Source organism: Aquaspirillum soli (assembly GCF_054781915.1).
Window position 1 is genome coordinate 197,146 of record NZ_BAAGTM010000002.1, and the last position, 17,659, is coordinate 214,804.

The 17,659-nt window shown below is 47.9% G+C and carries 15 protein-coding genes and 1 pseudogene; 10 read left to right on the top strand and 6 right to left on the bottom strand.

What is annotated here, in order from left to right; all coding sequences use genetic code 11:
- Positions 1 to 11: 11 nt before the first annotated feature.
- Both bcsG and ACYVJG_RS02935 read left to right on the top strand, forming a co-directional pair.
- Positions 12 to 1,568, top strand: coding sequence for a cellulose biosynthesis protein BcsG (gene bcsG / locus ACYVJG_RS02930; RefSeq protein WP_460429698.1), 1,557 nt, complete (start codon positions 12 to 14; stop codon positions 1,566 to 1,568).
- Positions 1,568 to 1,762 carry a hypothetical protein gene (locus ACYVJG_RS02935; RefSeq protein WP_460429699.1) on the top strand — a complete coding sequence of 65 codons (195 nt, stop codon included), beginning with the start codon at positions 1,568 to 1,570 and terminating at the stop codon, positions 1,760 to 1,762. Before bcsG ends, ACYVJG_RS02935 begins: the two co-directional genes overlap by 1 nt.
- On the opposite strand, the gene ACYVJG_RS02940 is transcribed toward ACYVJG_RS02935, so the two are convergent.
- The 3 genes from ACYVJG_RS02940 to ACYVJG_RS02950 all read right to left on the bottom strand — a co-directional run bounded on the left by ACYVJG_RS02940 (position 1,749) and on the right by ACYVJG_RS02950 (position 4,414).
- Positions 1,749 to 2,723 (bottom strand): tyrosine-type recombinase/integrase, encoded by a 975-nt coding sequence (locus tag ACYVJG_RS02940; protein WP_460429700.1) that lies wholly within the window; start codon positions 2,721 to 2,723, stop codon positions 1,749 to 1,751. The two genes, ACYVJG_RS02935 and ACYVJG_RS02940, sit on opposite strands and share 14 nt — an antisense overlap.
- On the bottom strand, positions 2,720 to 3,271 hold the full coding sequence (msrA, locus tag ACYVJG_RS02945) for a peptide-methionine (S)-S-oxide reductase MsrA (protein WP_460429701.1): 552 nt from the start codon (positions 3,269 to 3,271) through the stop codon (positions 2,720 to 2,722). Before msrA ends, ACYVJG_RS02940 begins: the two co-directional genes overlap by 4 nt.
- A 78-nt stretch (positions 3,272 to 3,349) precedes the next feature.
- Entirely contained in the window at positions 3,350 to 4,414 is a 1,065-nt protein-coding gene (locus tag ACYVJG_RS02950) for an HD-GYP domain-containing protein (RefSeq protein ID WP_460429702.1), read from the bottom strand.
- A 123-nt stretch (positions 4,415 to 4,537) separates the two neighbouring features.
- On the opposite strand from ACYVJG_RS02950, the gene ACYVJG_RS02955 reads away from it, so the two are divergent.
- The 5 genes and pseudogenes from ACYVJG_RS02955 to ACYVJG_RS02975 form a co-directional block, all read left to right on the top strand.
- Entirely contained in the window at positions 4,538 to 5,476 is a 939-nt protein-coding gene (locus tag ACYVJG_RS02955; protein ID WP_460429703.1) for a tRNA dihydrouridine synthase, read from the top strand.
- Positions 5,464 to 5,802 (top strand): YkgJ family cysteine cluster protein, encoded by a 339-nt coding sequence (locus tag ACYVJG_RS02960; RefSeq protein ID WP_460429704.1) that lies wholly within the window; start codon positions 5,464 to 5,466, stop codon positions 5,800 to 5,802. Before ACYVJG_RS02955 ends, ACYVJG_RS02960 begins: the two co-directional genes overlap by 13 nt.
- Positions 5,803 to 5,819: 17 nt before the next feature.
- Positions 5,820 to 7,373 (top strand): ATP-binding protein, encoded by a 1,554-nt coding sequence (locus ACYVJG_RS02965; protein ID WP_460429705.1) that lies wholly within the window; start codon positions 5,820 to 5,822, stop codon positions 7,371 to 7,373.
- 169 nt (positions 7,374 to 7,542) lie between these two features.
- Positions 7,543 to 8,106: an elongation factor P gene (gene efp / locus ACYVJG_RS02970; RefSeq protein ID WP_460429706.1), complete on the top strand. Its 564-nt coding sequence runs from the start codon at positions 7,543 to 7,545 to the stop codon at positions 8,104 to 8,106.
- Positions 8,107 to 8,206: 100 nt separating this feature from the next.
- Positions 8,207 to 8,974 (top strand): annotated as a pseudogene (locus ACYVJG_RS02975) (enoyl-CoA hydratase); the annotation flags it as partial.
- On the opposite strand, the gene ACYVJG_RS02980 reads toward ACYVJG_RS02975, so the two are convergent.
- Genes ACYVJG_RS02980 through nadB form a run of 3 tightly spaced genes read right to left on the bottom strand, consistent with a single transcriptional unit; the run spans position 8,971 to position 13,083 of the window.
- Positions 8,971 to 9,747 carry a gamma-glutamyl-gamma-aminobutyrate hydrolase family protein gene (locus tag ACYVJG_RS02980; protein ID WP_460429707.1) on the bottom strand — a complete coding sequence of 259 codons (777 nt, stop codon included), beginning with the start codon at positions 9,745 to 9,747 and terminating at the stop codon, positions 8,971 to 8,973. The pseudogene ACYVJG_RS02975 and the gene ACYVJG_RS02980 overlap by 4 nt on opposite strands.
- Positions 9,748 to 9,762: 15 nt before the next feature.
- Positions 9,763 to 11,442, bottom strand: coding sequence for a PHA/PHB synthase family protein (locus ACYVJG_RS02985; RefSeq protein WP_460429708.1), 1,680 nt, complete (start codon positions 11,440 to 11,442; stop codon positions 9,763 to 9,765).
- A gap of 33 nt (positions 11,443 to 11,475) precedes the next feature.
- Positions 11,476 to 13,083, bottom strand: coding sequence for an L-aspartate oxidase (nadB, locus tag ACYVJG_RS02990; protein WP_460429709.1), 1,608 nt, complete (start codon positions 13,081 to 13,083; stop codon positions 11,476 to 11,478).
- Between the two features lie 183 nt (positions 13,084 to 13,266).
- Between nadB and glyA the strand changes: the two genes are divergently transcribed.
- The 3 genes from glyA (at position 13,267) to ACYVJG_RS03005 (ending at position 17,651) form a co-directional block, all read left to right on the top strand.
- Positions 13,267 to 14,514: a serine hydroxymethyltransferase gene (gene glyA, locus ACYVJG_RS02995; RefSeq protein WP_022653373.1), complete on the top strand. Its 1,248-nt coding sequence runs from the start codon at positions 13,267 to 13,269 to the stop codon at positions 14,512 to 14,514.
- Positions 14,515 to 14,594: 80 nt separating this feature from the next.
- Positions 14,595 to 15,050 (top strand): transcriptional regulator NrdR, encoded by a 456-nt coding sequence (nrdR, locus tag ACYVJG_RS03000; protein WP_460429710.1) that lies wholly within the window; start codon positions 14,595 to 14,597, stop codon positions 15,048 to 15,050.
- A gap of 48 nt (positions 15,051 to 15,098) precedes the next feature.
- Positions 15,099 to 17,651 (top strand): hypothetical protein, encoded by a 2,553-nt coding sequence (locus ACYVJG_RS03005; protein WP_460429711.1) that lies wholly within the window; start codon positions 15,099 to 15,101, stop codon positions 17,649 to 17,651.
- Positions 17,652 to 17,659: the final 8 nt, after the last annotated feature.

Genomic DNA, 17,659 nt, shown 5'->3' on the forward strand with positions numbered 1-17,659 from the left:
AGGTTGTGATAATGGGTTTATGGAATTTATATTTTATCTATAAATTGCTGTTTGCTTTGGGTGGCACGCTACAATTTCATCTGGGCTGGAACTTGCTTTTAGCCTTATTTTTAATTTTGCCCAGTTTCCATTGGTTTTTAAGCAGCTTACGTTTTGTTTTGGCGCTGCTTGCCGCGACTTTGTTATTATACAGTGAATTACCCTTACCACCATTGGCTAGAGCATGGTCACAAATAGAAAATCTACAGGGTTTTAGTTGGATTTATGTGCAGGAATTATTAGGCCGTGTGATCAGTTGGGAGTTATCGGTTGCTGCTTTAGTCATTTTATTGTTGTATTTAGTCCTCAACCGTTGGTTAAGAATCACCAGCTTTGTTTTGGTGGCGATTGTAGTAACGCCATTGTGGCAATGGCAGCAAAAAGCCGCTGCGCTTCCGGTGGCCACTCAGGCAACACCCACGCAAACCACTGCAACCAAAACACCGACCCAATCACCGGCAGAACTGCTCACTGCATTTCAGCAGCAAGAAGCTAAACGGGTGGTTGATCTCACACAATTAGGCCAAAAGCCAGCATTTGATGTGATCTTGCTGCATATTTGTTCATTGGCATGGGACGATTTGCGTTTTGCAAAACAAGACAAACACCCGCTATGGCAGCAATTCGATGTGGTATTTGAGCAATTTAGCACCGGTGCCAGCTATAGTGGCCCTGCAGCGATTCGCGTATTGCGTGCGGCCTGTGGTCAGCAAGAACATACTGCGCTCTATCAAGCTGCACCGCAGCAATGCTATCTGTTTCAACAATTACAACAGCTGGGTTTACAACCCTATGCCTTAATGAACCATGATGGCCACTTTGATAATTTCTTCGAATTAGTCAGTCAAAATTTGGCTGTGCCAGGGCTAAAACCGGTGATGCCAACCACGGCCGCTGTGGCAATGCGAGGGTTTGATGACTCTCCGATTTTGTCAGATCGTCAGGTATTGTTTAATTGGTTTAATCAGCGAACGAAAGAGGCGCCGCCGGCGGCGTTGTACTACAACACCATTTCTTTACATGATGGTAATCGGTTGCCAAATAGCAGTTTGAGTAGTTTGCAAAGTTATCCGCAACGATTAAATACCTTACTCACTGATGTGCAAGCATTTATTCAACTGATTGCTGCCAGTCAACGGCCTGCTGTCGTGATGTTCGTACCAGAGCATGGGGCAGCGGTTGAAGGGGATGAGTTGCAAATGGCAGGGTTACGGGAAATTCCCTCTCCCGGTATTGTGCGGGTGCCGGTTGGTGTGAAATTGGTTAACTTTCCACAAACCCAACCACAAGCCCCGGTGTTGGTGAAGGAACCTAGCAGCTATTTGGCTTTGGTGAAGCTGTTGGAAAACACGATCAAAAACCATGCACTACAAACGGGTTTGCAAAATGCCAGCTTAACGGCTGATTTGCCTCAGACTGCTTTGGTTGCTCAAAATGAACAGACCATCGTGATGGCCGAGCCAAACGACAAACGTTATCACATGCGAACACCCGATGGAGTGTGGGTGACAGCCGAGAGTAAAAAGTAATGATGGATGAGCCGGTGTTATCACTGACCCCAGAAGGATATGACATTCATCATCTGGGGCAATTTTTACAGTTGCCACTTTTGGAACAACGTTATTTAGACCAACAAGCGCGTAATGCAGCTGAAGAAGCTGCCCAGCGGTGGCCAGCATTAGAGCAACGTTTTTTTCGATTATTGCAAACTACGGCAGAGTAGGTGTTTGTGTTCCTGCAACAAGATGCCGTTGTTGCCAATCACGATAAGCGAGGTAAAAGCGGCGGGCGGAGGCTGGCTCAATCAAACCGAGCCACTCTGCTACCGTACGATCATCGACGCCTTGGTCGTAATGTAAGGCCGCAAAGGTATTGCGTAGGGTTTGTGGTGAGGCGCGTTCATGGCGTTGGGAAAATAATTCGATTTGTTCCAGTATTGCCTGTGTGCGACGGAAAAAAGACGCTGCGTGCATCATGCCGCCTTTGCGATTAGAGGCAAAAACAAACAGACCGGCGGTGGCGCTGTCGTGACGTAAGGTGAGCCAATCTTGCAGCGGCTGGTGCGCAAATTGAAGGAGTGTGAGATGGCGGGTGCGTTGGCGTGTCTCGTCGATAATCTGAATCGTATGCTGATGCAAATCGATGTCTGTCGTTTTTAACTGTTGCAATTCAAATACTTTTAACCCTCCGCCTAACATAACGGCAACCAGCGCACGGTCTCGCATGGCCTTCCAATAAGCTGCGGTGGTGGTGGCTTGCGGTGCGGGTTGTAAAAAAGCCATTAAAGCATCGCGCTCGGCAAAGGTAAGAAACGAAGTCGGGTCGTTTTCTCCTAACCCAACTCGCTGTTGCGCCGCAATGCTGGCTGGGTTTTCTTGCCAAGGGCGCAAACTGGCTAAGTGTTCAAACACGCGTTCAATCAGTCGGATATAGCGATAACGATGGTGTTTTTGTAAGCCATTTTCATCTAAGAACCACGCAATATGCCGCGCTTCAATCTGTGCAAAAGCAATCTCTTTGCTGGCCGTCCATTCAATAAATTTGCGCCACATGGCGTGATAAACGGTAGCAGAATTGCTTTTGAGATCTTGTCTATTTAACCAAGAATGGAAAGCTAACACCGGATTGTTGAGCCAATCTTGATAGCTTTGTGCAAATAAATCATGATTATCGCTGGGCATCATCGCTCAATTGCCTGTAAATAAGCAGGAAAAGAGATCATCAATTTCTCGACTTTAGGCCGAATCACTGCCATGCAGTACGGTTGCCACGGGTGATTGGTATAGTAATCGAGATGTTCACGCTCCGCCGGCCAGAAAGTGTGTTGACTGGCATCGACCTGTTCTGTGACCACGGTACCTAACCCTTGTGCATTGAGATGATCGATGGCGCTGGCAAGCCGTTGTTTTTGTTTGTCTGAGCAATAAAAAACCGCCGAGCGATATTGTGTGCCGATATCATGGCCTTGCCGATTGAGGCTGTAGGGGTCGTGGGTGGCAAAGAAAATGGCGAGTAGTGTCGAATACTCGACTTCGCTTGGATCAAACCACAATTCGATGGCTTCGGCGTGGCCGGTATTACCAGTGCAAATAGCTTCATAGGTCGGATGGTCCAATTGACCACCAATATAACCTGGCTGAATTGTCTTCACCCCTTTCACCGCACGAAACACGGCTTCGGTACACCAAAAACAGCCACCGGCAAAAACGGCTCTTTCGCAATTAACCGACATTTTGAATGTATCCTTGCTGAAATTGGGTTAAATAACACACACGATCTGTTTCATGACAGACAGCTGGAAGAAATACAACTAATCCCATGCCTTCGCTAATTGTAATAAGGCATTATCTGGAATCGTAAATTCGGCAGGGCTCACAATGGCATTCCCCTCTTGTTGTGGATCTAAGGTAATAAAACCACCACCACGGTCAAAAGCCAATAATTTAGGATGTCGTAAATCCTGAGTTTGTGCCACCACAAGCGCCACTTTCTTATTCTCTAACCGTACAAACGAACCAGCAGGATATAACCCAATGCTACGAACAAAACGCTGTACCAAAACGGCATCAGGGTTGGATGTATCTCCGGGTTGATATAGGCTCAACCACGCATTCTTTGCCGACATCCGTTTACGATAACGTCGGCCACATAGTTTCGCACCCAAGATATCCGCAATCCGCAACGCAGCAGATAAGGGATGTAAATAAGAAGCCGGATAGCCAATCGGATAGCCGCTACCATCTGGCATCTCGTGATGTTCACAGACCAATCGATGCCATAGCGGATCGGTAATACCCGATTCACGCAATAACGCCGAACTTAACAATGGATGTAAACGAATATGTTGGCTTTGCCCCGAAGTTAAGGGATCGGTTTGCTCATGAAGCGTATTTTGTAACGCAGCTGCCCCGATATTCATCGTTAATGCCGCACATAACAGGCTCTGTTTGTCTTCCGGAGAGATATTTAGCAAAGGGGCCAAACGTGCCAACATCACAGCAACTTGTACCGAATGCCCTGCGGTATACGACACCATCGGAACCAATAAAGTTGCTGCCAATGCGGCATCAGGTTCTTCTTCTACCAAATTGGCAATCCGCCGCGCCATAAACGGCAATTTGATATAAAAATCAGGCATTCGCGAAACCGCTTCTAACCAAATAGCTAAGGTGCGATAGGTGTGTTCAATGATGTCAAAAGGATGTCCCGATAACGGTTGGCCGGTATCAATGGGTGGGGCATTGCGTTCAGGTTTTAATAACTGTCGTCCGCTATCGGTTAAGCGATACAGGTCTGGCGCAGTGAAAGCAAGGTTATGTTGCGCAAACAGATCAGCCGGTAACGGTTCATAGTGTTGATGGGCAGCATTGGCCATGGCGAAAGGCTTTCCTTACAAGTAACTGAGCGGGTTGATTGATTCAATGAGGCAAAAGTCGCATACAATGGCGACTTGATAAATTCTTTCTTTTTCAACATTGTGCAGATTGCGCTTGCTCCTATGGAGGGCGTCGTTGACGACCTCATGCGTGATACTTTAACGCGGCTCCCTGGTATTGATTGGTGTGTGAGTGAATTTATTCGAATCACGCAAACCGTTCTGCCTCCTCGACAATTCTACCGAATGCTTCCCGAACTCAGATTGGGGGCGATGACACCTAGCGGCGTGCCTGTTCGTGCCCAATTGCTGGGTTCCAATCCTGATTTACTAGCAGAAAATGCTAAAAGACTAGCAGAGTTGGGCGCGCCTGTCATTGACCTAAATTTTGGTTGTCCAGCCCCAACAGTAAACCGTCATCGTGGTGGTGCCATTTTATTGCAAGAACCGGCCTTGTTATATGAAATTGTCTCGGCGGTGCGTATGGCTGTACCAAATACTATCCCTGTGACAGCTAAAATGCGATTAGGCTATGAAGATAAAACGCTGGCAATTGATTGTGCTCAAGCACTGGTGGCAGGTGGTGCTGCCTCTTTGGTGGTGCATGCGCGAACTAAAATTGAGGGTTATCGCCCACCGGCACATTGGCAATGGATTGCAAAAATTGCCGAATCGGTCTCTGTGCCGGTGATGGCAAATGGAGAAATTTGGTCGGTTGCCGACTATTTGCGGTGTCGCGAAGAAAGTGGTCAGGCAAGTGTAATGTTAGGTCGTGGCTTACTGGCAAGACCAACATTGGCAGCAGAAATTCAAGCATATTGTCGAGGTGAAACCGTGCCTGATTGTAGCTGGCAACATACTTTACAACTGTTGGAAGACTTTTTTCATCGCGCTGCACATCGAGGGCCTAGTTTCGCGCTGAGTCGTCTAAAACAATGGTTAGCGATGTTGGGACGTGATAATCCAGAGGCGAAAGCATTTTGCCTAACCATCCGTCAACTAAAAGAGCCTGCACTGGTGATGCCGTGTTTTGAGGAAGAGAAACAAAAATGGCTGCAGTAAATGTATGTCAGCAATGTGGTGCTTGTTGTGCTGCATTTCGTGTCAGTTTTCATGTCTCGGAATTAGAAAGTGAAGGGGGCATGGTGCCTGATCGCTTAGCTGATGAAGAAACCCACTCCACGCGCCGGATGCGTGGAACGGACTATGCCCGCCCACGGTGTATTGCCTTGGTTGGCAAAATTGGTGAATCGGTTTCCTGTGGCATCTATCGGGAACGTCCCAGTCCCTGTCGTGAATTTGGTGCTAGAACAGATTTAGGGGTATTTGAACCTGCTTGTAATAAGGCACGCTCAATACATGGTTTGCCGCCACTGCTGATTGCTTAGCTGTTTGAGGTGAAGGTATGCAACGTAAAAAACTACCCATTGGTATTCAAACCTTCGCCAAGATTCGCGAAGACAACCATTACTACATCGATAAAACCCCGATGGCTTATCAACTGGTAACAGAGGGCAGCCATTATTTTTTATCTCGTCCACGTCGCTTCGGTAAAAGCTTGTTCCTCGATACCTTAGCTGAACTGTGGGCAGGGAATGAAGCGTTATTTCAAGGCCTGTGGATTCACGATAAATGGGACTGGTCGGTATCCTATCCGGTGATTCGTATCAGCTTTGGCGGTGGGGTGATGATGAATGTGGAAACTCAGCTACCAAATAAAATTGCAGAGCAAATGCGCATCAATGCCGAGCGTTTAGGGCTGAATATTGAGTTGGGCGAAGCAGAAACCTGTTTTGCTAATTTAATCCGTGCAGCAGAAGCGAAAACCGGTCAGAAAGTGGTGATATTGATTGATGAATACGACAAACCGATTCTCGACAATCTCACTGATCCTGAATTGGCAAAGGCCATGCGTAATCGATTGCGTAATCTGTATTCGGTGATCAAAGACCTCGATGCCTCGATTCGTTTTGTGTTTCTGACTGGGGTATCAAAATTCAGCAAGGTGAGTTTGTTCTCTGGGCTGAACAACCTCCGCGATATCACGCTATCGGCAGAATACTCTGCGATCTGTGGCTATACCGATCACGATATTGACACCGTTTTTGCGCCGGAATTAGTCGGTTTAGACCGAGAACAGATTCGCGAGTGGTACAACGGTTATAACTGGTTGGGTGAGTCGGTGTACAACCCATTTGACGTATTACTTTTATTTCAAGAGAGAGATTTCCGGCCCTATTGGTTCGAAACCGGTACACCGACGTTCTTACTCGATTGGATCAAAGCACATCATGTGTGGCTGCCAGAACTGGCCGCTTTGCGTGTCAGTGGTGATTTGTTGCAAGCGTTTGATGTTGACATGATGCTCACGGAATCTTTGATGTTCCAAACGGGTTATCTGACGATTGCAAAACGCGAGTATCAGTTTGGCGAATATCTGTATCAACTGCGTTATCCAAACCGTGAGGTCTACCAAAGCTTTCACAATAGCGTGCTGTATGTACTCCAACCCGATGCGGGTCAAAGCAGCCGCACCAAACACCAACTGGGGCAGCTGTTACTGAAAAATGACTTTGCTGGCATGGAAGCCTTATTCCATAGCCTATTTTCCAGCATTCCCTATGACTGGCAACGCAACAACGCCATTGCCCAATACGAAGGCTATTACGCCAGCGTGTTCTATAGCTACTTCGCTGCCCTTGGCTTAGACATCCGCCTTGAAGACATCACCAACAAAGGCCGCATTGACATGGCGGTGTTATTTAATCAACAAGTCTATTTGTTTGAATTCAAAGTCGTTGAAGCGACACCACAAGGCAAAGCCTTACAACAACTACAGGACAGAGGGTACGCCGAGAAATACCGCAGCCGAGGTGAACCGATTCACTTAATCGGGATTGAGTTTAGCCGTGAACAGCGGAATGTGGTGGGGTTTGGGTGGGTAACAAGAGAATGTTAGCTTAACTCGACGGTTGTTTGACACGCGTTTCTCTATCAGCCAATTCGCAATGAAAGCTGCGGCTTACTTGTCGCGCAGCAAGATAAAATACGATATGATTCGCCGTTTTGTGGCGCCCGCTATCAAGCGGGCGTCCCGCGTTTTGTTCTTGATATCGATAGGAAACAACATGAAAACAGCACAAGAAGTTCGCGCCGGTAATGTGATTATGATTGGTGGCGAACCTATGGTGGTGCAGAAGACCGAATACAACAAATCCGGTCGTAACGCTGCCGTGGTGAAAATGAAACTGAAAAACTTATTGTCCGGCTCGGGTACTGAATCGGTTTACAAAGCCGATGAAAAGTTTGACGTGGTGATTTTGGATAAGAAAGAGTGCACCTACTCTTACTATGCCGATCCAATGTATGTGTTCATGGACACTGAATACAACCAATATGAAGTGGAAGCAGACAACCTCGGTGATGCGATCAACTACATTGTTGATGGCATGGAAGACCAGTGCGAAGTGACTTTCTACGACGGTAAAGCCATCTCTGTCGAATTGCCAAACACCATCGTGCGCGAAGTCGAATACACCGAACCTGCCGTGCGTGGTGATACCTCCGGTAAAGTGATGAAGCCTGCTCGCTTGAAAGGGACGACCTTTGAATTGCCGGTGGCCGCTTTCGTGGAAATCGGTGACAAAATCGAGATCGACACCCGTACCGGTGAATTCAAAAAACGTGCTTAATCGTGACCTTGTCGCGAAGTCTCCGTTTAAAACGCCACGCTTTGTTGTGGCGTTTTTTGTTATCCTCTGTTTTCGCTAAGCGAATAACAAGAGGAGAAATCGCATGTCTTTTGTATTACGTCACGAGCAAGATGGGATTTGCACCCTAACACTCAACCGCCCACAGCAATTCAATGCCTTATCGTGTGAGGTGCTAACTGAACTACAAACGCAATTAACCGAAATTCAAAATGATAAAAACATCAAAGTCATTGTGTTAACAGCAGAAGGAAAAGCGTTTTGTGCTGGGCATGATTTGAAGGAAATGTGTGCTTTTCCTGATCAAAATACCTGCCTTGATCTATTCCAACAATGTAGCGCGGTGATGTTACAGCTCACACAACTGCCTCAACCCGTGATTGCCAAGGTTCAAGGTTTGGCGACTGCGGCAGGGTGTCAGTTGATTGCTGCATGCGATTTAGCGGTGGCAGCAGAGCATACACGGTTTGCCGTATCAGGCATTACACTGGATTTATTCTGCTCGACCCCTGCGGTGGCTTTATCACGCAATATTGGTCGTAAACGTGCTTTAGAAATGTTGTTTACCGGCGAATTTATTGATGCAGAAACCGCATTAGCATGGGGATTGCTCAATCGAGTTGTGCCTGCTGACCAGCTCGATCAAACAACCCTAACCCTTGCACAGAATATCGCCGCTAAATCAGCCGCCGCGATTGCGATTGGTAAACGCGGTTTTTACCAACAAATTGAACAAGATTTGGCCACCGCCTACCAAACGGCTGCTGCGATCATGGCAGAAAACTTTTTCTATCCTGACACCAAAGAAGGTATTACCGCCTTTGTCGAAAAGCGGCCAAAACGCAGCTAACGAGCACGGCGTGCGGCATCGAGAAAAGCTTCTAAAATTGGCGTGCAATCGAGTAATCCTCGATTGCCGTGGTAGACGTGAAACTCTGGGTGCCATTGCACGCCGCAAACAAAGCTGCGGCCTTTGCGTGAAATCGCTTCCACTACGCCATCAGCTGATGTTGCTTCAATCTCTATCTCGCGCCCTAATTGCTTAACTGCTTGATGATGAATAGAAATGACCTCGCCGCTGACCTGTCCCATACAGCCTGCCAAGCGGCCATTGCCTTGAAAACTGATGGTGTGGTGATGGTGGTCATACGCTGGGGTTTCGTGTGCTAGGCTTTGTGGTAATTGTGTTGGAATATCTTGGTATAACGTCCCACCATAGGCCACGTTAATCAGCTGCATCCCACGACAAATCCCCAACACCGGTTTGCCTGCCTCGACAAATTCATGCAGTAACTCCATCTCATAAGCATCCCGCACCGCATCGCCTTGCCAACGCGGGTCGATAGCTTCTTCATGATAGGTGTGTGGGCTGACATCCGCGCCACCCTGTAACACCAAACCATCCAAAAATTCGGCATAGTCTGACAGTCTGATATTGCTTCGTAACATGGGGCTGTCATGCAAAATAGATGGCACCATTAACACCATCACATTGCGCGACATCACCCAATGGGCTACCGATTGTTCAAGATATTGCAAACTCTTACTCATCAAGCCGGTTTTACCCGCCTCTGGATGATATAAACGTGCTGACATCCCAATTTTCAATGTCTTGTAGCCCATGATGGGTGGCTCCTGTTAGTGTTCTAACACATAGCGTCCGGGTGCAGGGCAAATGGCAGGGTAACGATTAGAGCTCAGTTGTGGGCTGATGTCGGTTTCTGCTTTGCCGTTCATCCAATTCACCCACGATGGCCACCATGAACCATTAACTGGTTCTTGTCGCGCAAACCATGTCGGATGAGGTTCACCTGCTTTGACATCGCCTTGCCAATAGCGCCGTTTCGAGTTGGGTTTAGGTGGATTCACAATACCCAGAATATGCCCCGAAGACGACAAAGTAAATTTGACTGGTGCATGAGGGGTATGTTCTGTGAGATGCCAAGTTTGTTTCCACGGCGCAATATGGTCTTCCTCTGCCGATACCATAAACAACGGTGTTTTGATTTTGCGTAAATCAATCTTTTGCCCAGCAATCATCAGGGCATTCGGTTGCGTCAATTTGTTGTGGAGATAGAACTCGCGCAGATAAAAAGAATGCATGGCACACGGCATCCGTGTGCTATCCATATTCCAATACAAAATATCAAAGGGCTGTGGTGTTTCACCAAATAAATAGTTTTCGACCCAATAGTTCCAAATCAAACTATTTGCCCGCAACATGCGGAAACTGGCCGCCATGTCTTTACCATCTAAATAACCTTTTGCCTGCATTTTACGCTCGACAAAAGACAGCCCTTCTTCATCTAAGAAAACTTCAATATCACCCGGACGGGAGAAATCGGTCAGGGTGGTTAACAAGGTTGCGCCAGCAACTTCATCTCCGCGTTTTTGTGCTGCCAACCACGCCAAATACACCGTAGTCAGCGTGCCACCAATGCAATAGCCAGTGAGCAACACTTGTTCACTTTGCTGAATGTCTTTGGCCACCTGCACAATGCGGTCGATACCCTCGGTGATGTAGTCGTCAAATCCGACTTCTTTATCGTCGGGGCCGGGGTTTTTCCAACTGGTCACAAAGACCGAAAATCCTTGACTGACTAAATACTGAATCAGACTTTTTTTATTGTCTAAGTCTAAAACATAGTATTTGTTAATCCACGGCGATACGATGACTACAGGGATTTGTTTTACCGTAGGCGTGGTGGCCTCGTAGTGGATAACTTCCAATAACCGCCCACGATATACCACTGCCCCCGGTGTGGTAGCCAAATTTTTCCCGACTTGGAAAGCACTTAAATCGGTCATGGCAATATCACCGCGTGCGGCATCGCGTAAGAAATTACGCCAGCCTTCGCTTAAACTTTTACCGCCGCTTTCCTGTGCTTTGCGCTGCGCCACTGGGTTAGTGAGGAAAAAATTGTTGGGGGCAAGCGCATTTAACCCCTGCCGCAGCCAAAACGCGCTGCGGCTGCGTTCTTTATCGCTTAATTCTGGGGTGCGATAGAGCGCATCTTGCAGCCAATGGGTGTTTAATAGATACCATTGCTTTAACAAATCCCAGCCTAGCTCTTGCCACGCTGGATCTTTAAAGCGTTCATCTTCGGCTTGGGGTGGACAAACCGGCGGTAATTCTGTGCCGAGACAACGTGCTGCGGCATAGCTGTTTAATTTACCGACTTGTTGCCACCATTCTTGCCAACTTGCCGCCAGTTCATCGGGGTGTTTCCACCATGCCAGTGCCGCCTTGCGGGTAATCGCCTGTAGGCCGAACGGGTCGAATTGTTGTTGCCACGAAGTGCTCATTGTTTGAATCATCGCCGTTTTCCTTCCCAAATAAATGAAAGTCCGCTATGCAATCGGGACATGATCGGCTCGGCCAGCAAGAATAGTTTCTTCTGCTTCCGGTAATAAATCGGGATAGTCGCGGCTAAAGTGCAGGCCACGGCTTTCGTGCCGTTGCATGGCAGAACGTACGATTAACGCTGCGGTATCGACCAAATTACGCAATTCGATTAAATCATTCGAGACATGGAAGTGACGGTAATATTCCGTGATTTCTGTCCGCAATAATTCAATACGATGTAATGCGCGCTCGAGTCTTTTCGTTGTTCGCACGATACCGACATAATCCCACATACAGCGCCGTAGTTCATCCCAATTATGTGAAATTACCACTTCTTCATCGGGGTCGGTCACGCGGCTGTTGTCCCAATCGGGAATCGTTGGAATTAAGGTCGGGCCAGAGGCGAGGATGGCGCTGGCGGCGGCGCGGCCAATGACCATACATTCTAATAATGAGTTAGACGCTAAACGATTGGCGCCATGTAAGCCAGTGCACGACACTTCACCGACGGCATATAGGCTTTCGACATCGGTACGGCCTTGCAAATCGGTGATTAAACCACCGCAGGTATAGTGTGCCGCAGGGACAACCGGAATTGGTTCTTTGCAAATATCAATGCCTAAGCTCAAGCAATGGGCGTGGATGGTGGGGAAATGTTCGCGGATAAAGCTTTCTGGTTTGTAAGAAATATCCAGATAAACACAGTCGAGGCCGTGTTTTTTCATTTCAAAATCAATCGCACGCGCCACCACATCACGCGGTGCCAACTCCGCCCGTTCATCGTGGGCAGTCATAAAGCGGGTGCCATCTGGCAGCCGTAAAATACCGCCTTCGCCGCGCACGGCTTCGGAAATCAAAAACGATTTTGCATGAGGATGGTAGAGGCAGGTCGGATGGAATTGGATAAATTCCATGTTTCCGACACGACAACCCGCACGCCAGCCCATGGCAATGCCATCACCGGTCGCGGTGTCGGGGTTGGTCGTGTAGAGATAGACTTTGCCAGCGCCGCCGGTGGCTAATACCGTATGCGCCGCCGATAAGGTGATGACTTTATCGGTGTGTTTGTCTAACACATACGCCCCAAAGCAGCGTTTTCCTTTGAGTCCTAAACGGCGAGCGGTGATTAAGTCAATCGCCAGATGGTGTTCAAATAGGCTGATGTTGGGATGGGCTTTGATTTTTTGCCCTAAGGTTGAGGTAACCGCCGCGCCAGTGGCATCGGCAGCATGAATAATCCGGCGGTGGCTGTGTCCCCCTTCGCGGGTGAGGTGGAAACCACGATAGCTACTGACTTCGCTGTCGGCATCGCGAGTAAAGGGAACGCCAAGTGAGATCAGCCAATCAATGGCGGATTTGGAGTTTTCGACAATGAAGCGGGTGGTATCGGGGTTGCACAAACCAGCGCCTGCAATCAGGGTGTCGCCGATGTGGTCTTCAACTGAGTCATCAGTATCTAATACTGCCGCAATGCCACCTTGCGCCCACGAAGAACTGCCTTCCAATAAACTGCGTTTGGTGACCAACGCTACGCGCCGTGTTTCGGCTAAATGCAGCGCTAACGTCATTCCCGCCAGCCCACTACCAATAATCAGAACGTCAAATGAATGCATGGTGTTTGTTTGCAAAATGAAAAAGCACACCCGAGGCATTGTACGCTGATGCAGTGCAAGATGGCGCACGATTCGCACCACCAATCGAGTACATGAAAACGATTCAGGGGGCAAACGGGCGCAGCGGCGGCAAGTCTGGTAAAATCGGCGGCGTTTTTATCTCTTTTTGCTTGGAAAAGACCCATGTTCGCAGCCGACCAAACCATTGCACAATATGATCCTGAGCTTGCCGCAGCAATCGAGGCAGAAGTCCAGCGTCAAGAAGACCACATCGAACTGATCGCTTCAGAAAACTACACCAGCCCTGCGGTGATGGAAGCCCAAGGCTCACAACTGACCAACAAATACGCCGAAGGCTATCCGGGCAAACGCTTCTACGGTGGTTGTGACCATGTGGATGTGGTAGAACAACTGGCGATTGACCGCGTCAAACAACTGTTTGGTGCAGAATACGCCAACGTCCAACCGCATTCTGGCTCACAAGCCAACCAAGCGGTCTATTTCTCCATCCTCAAACCCGGTGATACCGTGATGGGCATGAACTTGGGTCATGGTGGACATTTGACCCACGGTAGCCCTGCTAACCTATCTGGCAAATTATTCAACATCGTTGCCTACGGTTTGAACGAAAACGAAGAAATCGACTACGACGACATGGAACGTGTCGCCACAGAAACCAAACCAAAACTGATTATTGGTGGTGCGTCTGCGTATGCCTTGCGTTTTGATTTTGAACGCATGGGACAGATTGCGAAAAAAGTCGGCGCTTACTTCATGGTTGACATGGCACACTATGCTGGTTTGATTGCCGCCGGTGTGTATCCTAACCCTGTGCCACATGCCGATTTTGTCACCTCGACCACCCATAAAACCCTGCGTGGCCCACGCGGTGGGATTATTTTGGCGAAGGCTGAGTACGAAAAATCATTGAATTCTAATGTGTTCCCAACCCTACAGGGTGGTCCATTGATGCACGTTATCGCTGGTAAAGCGATTGCGTTCAAAGAAGCACTGCAACCTGAATTCAAAGCCTATCAAGAACAAGTGCTGAAAAATGCCGCAGCAATGGCGAATACATTGGCCAGCCGTGGCCTGCGTATTGTGTCGGGTCGCACTGAATCGCATGTGTTCTTAGTCGATTTGCGTCCAAAAGGCCTGACTGGTAAAGCGGCTGATGCTGCGCTGAATCGCGCTCATATCACCGTCAACAAAAATTCGATTCCAAACGATCCAGAAAGCCCATTTGTGACCTCGGGTATTCGGATTGGCTCGCCTGCGATTACCACCCGTGGTTTCAAAGAAGAAGAAGCCATCCTGGTAGCGAATTTAGTGGCCGATGTGTTGGATGCGCCGGAAGATGCAGCGGTTGCTGCACGGGTGGCAGAACAAGCGACAGCGTTGTGCCGTCGTTTCCCTGTCTATGCCCGTTAATTTGTCAGATTGACTGATTAAAAAGCGGCGGGCGTGAGTCCGCCGCTTTTGCTGTTTTTTGATTAGGGTAAATCGCCGTCATGAAATGCCCGTTCTGCGGACACCTTGAAACACACGTGATTGATTCGCGTGTGACCGAAGAAAAAGACGCTATTCGCCGTCGCCGTCGATGTTTAGCGTGTGAGAAGCGTTTTACCACATTTGAAACTGCCGAAGTGCGTATGCCACAAGTGGTGAAACAAGGCGGTCATCGTGCCGATTTTTCAGAAGAAAAATTGCGAGTCAGTTTTTCGCGCGCGTTACATAAACGGCCGGTTTCCACTGAATCGGTCGATGAGGCAGTGCGCCGCATTCAACAAAAATTACTGGCCAGCGGCGCACGCGAGGTGACATCGCGCTTAATTGGTGAGATGGTGATGAAAGAATTGGGGCGTTTAGATAAAGTCGCCTATGTGCGATTTGCTTCGGTGTATCGAAGTTTTGAGGATGTCTCAGAGTTCTCCGAGGCGATAGAAGAATTATCGCGTGGTGCATAGCCAAGACGGCTATGTGTGTGTTTATTTTTTCTTGCAATGGATATTGGTATGCCTCCCCCGCCTAAAATAAAAATAGTGAAAACATTAAGTAAGCAATTACTGGTTCACGATGTGCGCGGAATGCCTCGCAGTTTGGCCGAACAAGGGGCAGAGGGTTTTCGATCGCTGTGTGATAGCTTTGATATCGAGGCAACGCGCCTTGAACAAACCTGTCCCGGTATTGAAAAAGCACTGGAGCAAAGTCCATTAGCGGCCTTACTGCGCGGTAAACTCGCCGAGCGTAACAATCAACACCGTTTCCGCCATGCCGCAGTGTATGTGTCATATATGCACAAAGAGCTGGCTTTTGTGCACCGCGCTCAATTTAGCGTTGAAGCTGGCGATAAGAATGCAGGAAAAGGTAAGCAGCCAAATACGCTGTTACTACCACATCGCATGTTGCTGCGCTACCTCGATATCCCGACCACATTACCACTGGCAGAGCAAACCACCGCCTTGCAAGGCATGGAGATCTGGTTAAGTTTGCATAATCAAACCCAGCTGTGGGGGGGAAAGCAATTTGATCAAGAATTACTGAACAGCTATTCCCTCGATTGGCCTTACGCCATTTTTGCTTTGCAAAAAATCGTTGATGTCCTACAAAATTGGTCATCACGTTGCACCGATGAAAAATCCGCCACCCTTGATGCCTTATGGGCGCTATTACTCTTATGTGCCCCACATGGCTCGTCTGGTGTCACCGAACATATTTTATTAACCGAATGGGGTGTGCCGTATGCTGAGGCACAAGAGATTGCAAAAGCGTATCGCGATAATCTCGTCTATCCCACTGAATTGTTTCACTTTGCCCCGCTGCATCCCGCACAACAAGCGCGTTTTGAACACGGAGAAGAGGCTTGCTGTTTAGAAATCGACAGCAATCTGTTCCCAAGTGCAATCGGTGGTTTCCAACGTGCCTATCTGCAACAAGCCTTATTTCCTGATAGCCAAACTGATCAACCGCTTTTACCCTCGCTATTCGATTACTTCTCTTTTGCAGTGTGTCATTTAGCGGAAACTTTTGCTGAATTACTGCCGCAGCGTTTGGCTGAAGAGGTGGAATTTGCCCAACTGTTTGCCATTGCGCCGGATGATATTCAAATCACCATCGGCCAAACTGAAGCAACAGCACTGGCCCCCGCTGTTTTGCGGATGACAGAATTGGCGGTGTTGACCATTCAACAAGCCGTGGTCGATTTTTGCTCGGATTGGTCACAACAAAGTTTGACGTTGGCATTGCAAAAGCAAAGTTTGGCGGGGTTGATTGGTTTACAAACCAAATTGCTGCCTGAGCATCAACACCACAGCGCGATTACACAATTGATGCAGCAGCTGTTACAAGCACAGGCCTATATTGGTTTGAAACAAGCGCATAGCTTTGCACAATGGCAACAACAATGGCACGAAAAATTAGACACTTTGCAACAGCTGACGGCAGAAGAAAACGATGCCCAAGCGGATGAACGCAGAAAAAATCAGCTGAAAACCACGTTGGCTGCTTTACATGAACATAGTCAAACCGTGTTGAGCACCTTTTTCCCTGAATTACAAACCGTTGATAATCAAGCGCATAGTGAACAGCAATTACGCGATTTATTGGCGAGGCCAGAACTGTCCAGCGCATTGCGTGGTGCATTACAACAATGGCAACAACATTATCAAGCGCGTGTGCAACAGCAGCAATTGCCTTCGCTTGAACAGTTACAAGCGGTACTTGAACAGGCCAACCAAGATTTTCAACATCTGTGCCATATTACCGATCATCGCCAACAACAATGGGCACACACGCTGGCTGATTTAACAGCAAAAATTGTGCAATTACCGTTGCAATTTCCACTGCAAACATTGGCACCCATTGAAAATGAAATCACCGAACTTGCTGAACCAGATAATGCTGCTAATAGCCAAGAGCAAGTGCGTAAAGTTCAGAAAAAATTAGATAAAGCCAATAAAGTGATTCATGACCTCAATCGTTCGATTGAAGGATATGAAAAACAAAAGCGGCATTGGCTAGAAACTGAAGCGAAATTGCGTAGCGAATGCCGCAAACTTGAACAAACCCGCCCTGCTTGTTTAACGCTGCCGGGGGGAAATACGTTGGCTGATTTGGCCAGTGGCTTAGTCAGAATGTTAGGCTCAGATAAAAGCCCAGAGGCGGTATTAGATGCAGCCAGTCGGTTTTGTGAAAATAAATTATTGGTCTTAGATAGTGCCCGCCATAGCGCAAGAAATTACATGCGTAACGAGTATAGTCCACAGGATTTGATGCAGTCTTTGCTAAAATTGGCGTTGGAGTATTTGCCCAATTATCTGGCCGGTGGTGATAATGTGGCACGTAATGTCTTTGGACAAAGTTATAGTGCGCGAGAATCAGATACTGTAAAAAACGATAAAAGAATGCGTGAACAACGTGAGTTCTTTTTCAAAGGACAAAAGCGTTTATTTCAAAAACATTTGAGCTTGAACAGCTATTTACGTTTGTATTTTGAAGTTGAACAAGACCATGAGCAAATTGTGATTGCTTATTTAGGTGAGCATTTAGATTGCACCATGACCAATTAAACTAGGTG

Coding starts and splice junctions, on each gene's coding strand:
- ACYVJG_RS02940 (WP_460429700.1), bottom strand. CDS start 2,723: ATGATGCCCAGCGATAATCATGATTTATTTGCACAAAGCTATCAAGAT.
- ACYVJG_RS02955 (WP_460429703.1), top strand. CDS start 4,538: ATGGAGGGCGTCGTTGACGACCTCATGCGTGATACTTTAACGCGGCTC.
- nadB (WP_460429709.1), bottom strand. CDS start 13,083: ATGCATTCATTTGACGTTCTGATTATTGGTAGTGGGCTGGCGGGAATG.
- ACYVJG_RS02985 (WP_460429708.1), bottom strand. CDS start 11,442: ATGATTCAAACAATGAGCACTTCGTGGCAACAACAATTCGACCCGTTC.
- ACYVJG_RS02935 (WP_460429699.1), top strand. CDS start 1,568: ATGATGGATGAGCCGGTGTTATCACTGACCCCAGAAGGATATGACATT.
- ACYVJG_RS02950 (WP_460429702.1), bottom strand. CDS start 4,414: ATGGCCAATGCTGCCCATCAACACTATGAACCGTTACCGGCTGATCTG.
- bcsG (WP_460429698.1), top strand. CDS start 12: ATGGGTTTATGGAATTTATATTTTATCTATAAATTGCTGTTTGCTTTG.
- ACYVJG_RS02960 (WP_460429704.1), top strand. CDS start 5,464: ATGGCTGCAGTAAATGTATGTCAGCAATGTGGTGCTTGTTGTGCTGCA.
- nrdR (WP_460429710.1), top strand. CDS start 14,595: ATGAAATGCCCGTTCTGCGGACACCTTGAAACACACGTGATTGATTCG.
- ACYVJG_RS02965 (WP_460429705.1), top strand. CDS start 5,820: ATGCAACGTAAAAAACTACCCATTGGTATTCAAACCTTCGCCAAGATT.
- ACYVJG_RS02980 (WP_460429707.1), bottom strand. CDS start 9,747: ATGGGCTACAAGACATTGAAAATTGGGATGTCAGCACGTTTATATCAT.
- msrA (WP_460429701.1), bottom strand. CDS start 3,271: ATGTCGGTTAATTGCGAAAGAGCCGTTTTTGCCGGTGGCTGTTTTTGG.
- efp (WP_460429706.1), top strand. CDS start 7,543: ATGAAAACAGCACAAGAAGTTCGCGCCGGTAATGTGATTATGATTGGT.
- ACYVJG_RS03005 (WP_460429711.1), top strand. CDS start 15,099: ATGCCTCCCCCGCCTAAAATAAAAATAGTGAAAACATTAAGTAAGCAA.
- glyA (WP_022653373.1), top strand. CDS start 13,267: ATGTTCGCAGCCGACCAAACCATTGCACAATATGATCCTGAGCTTGCC.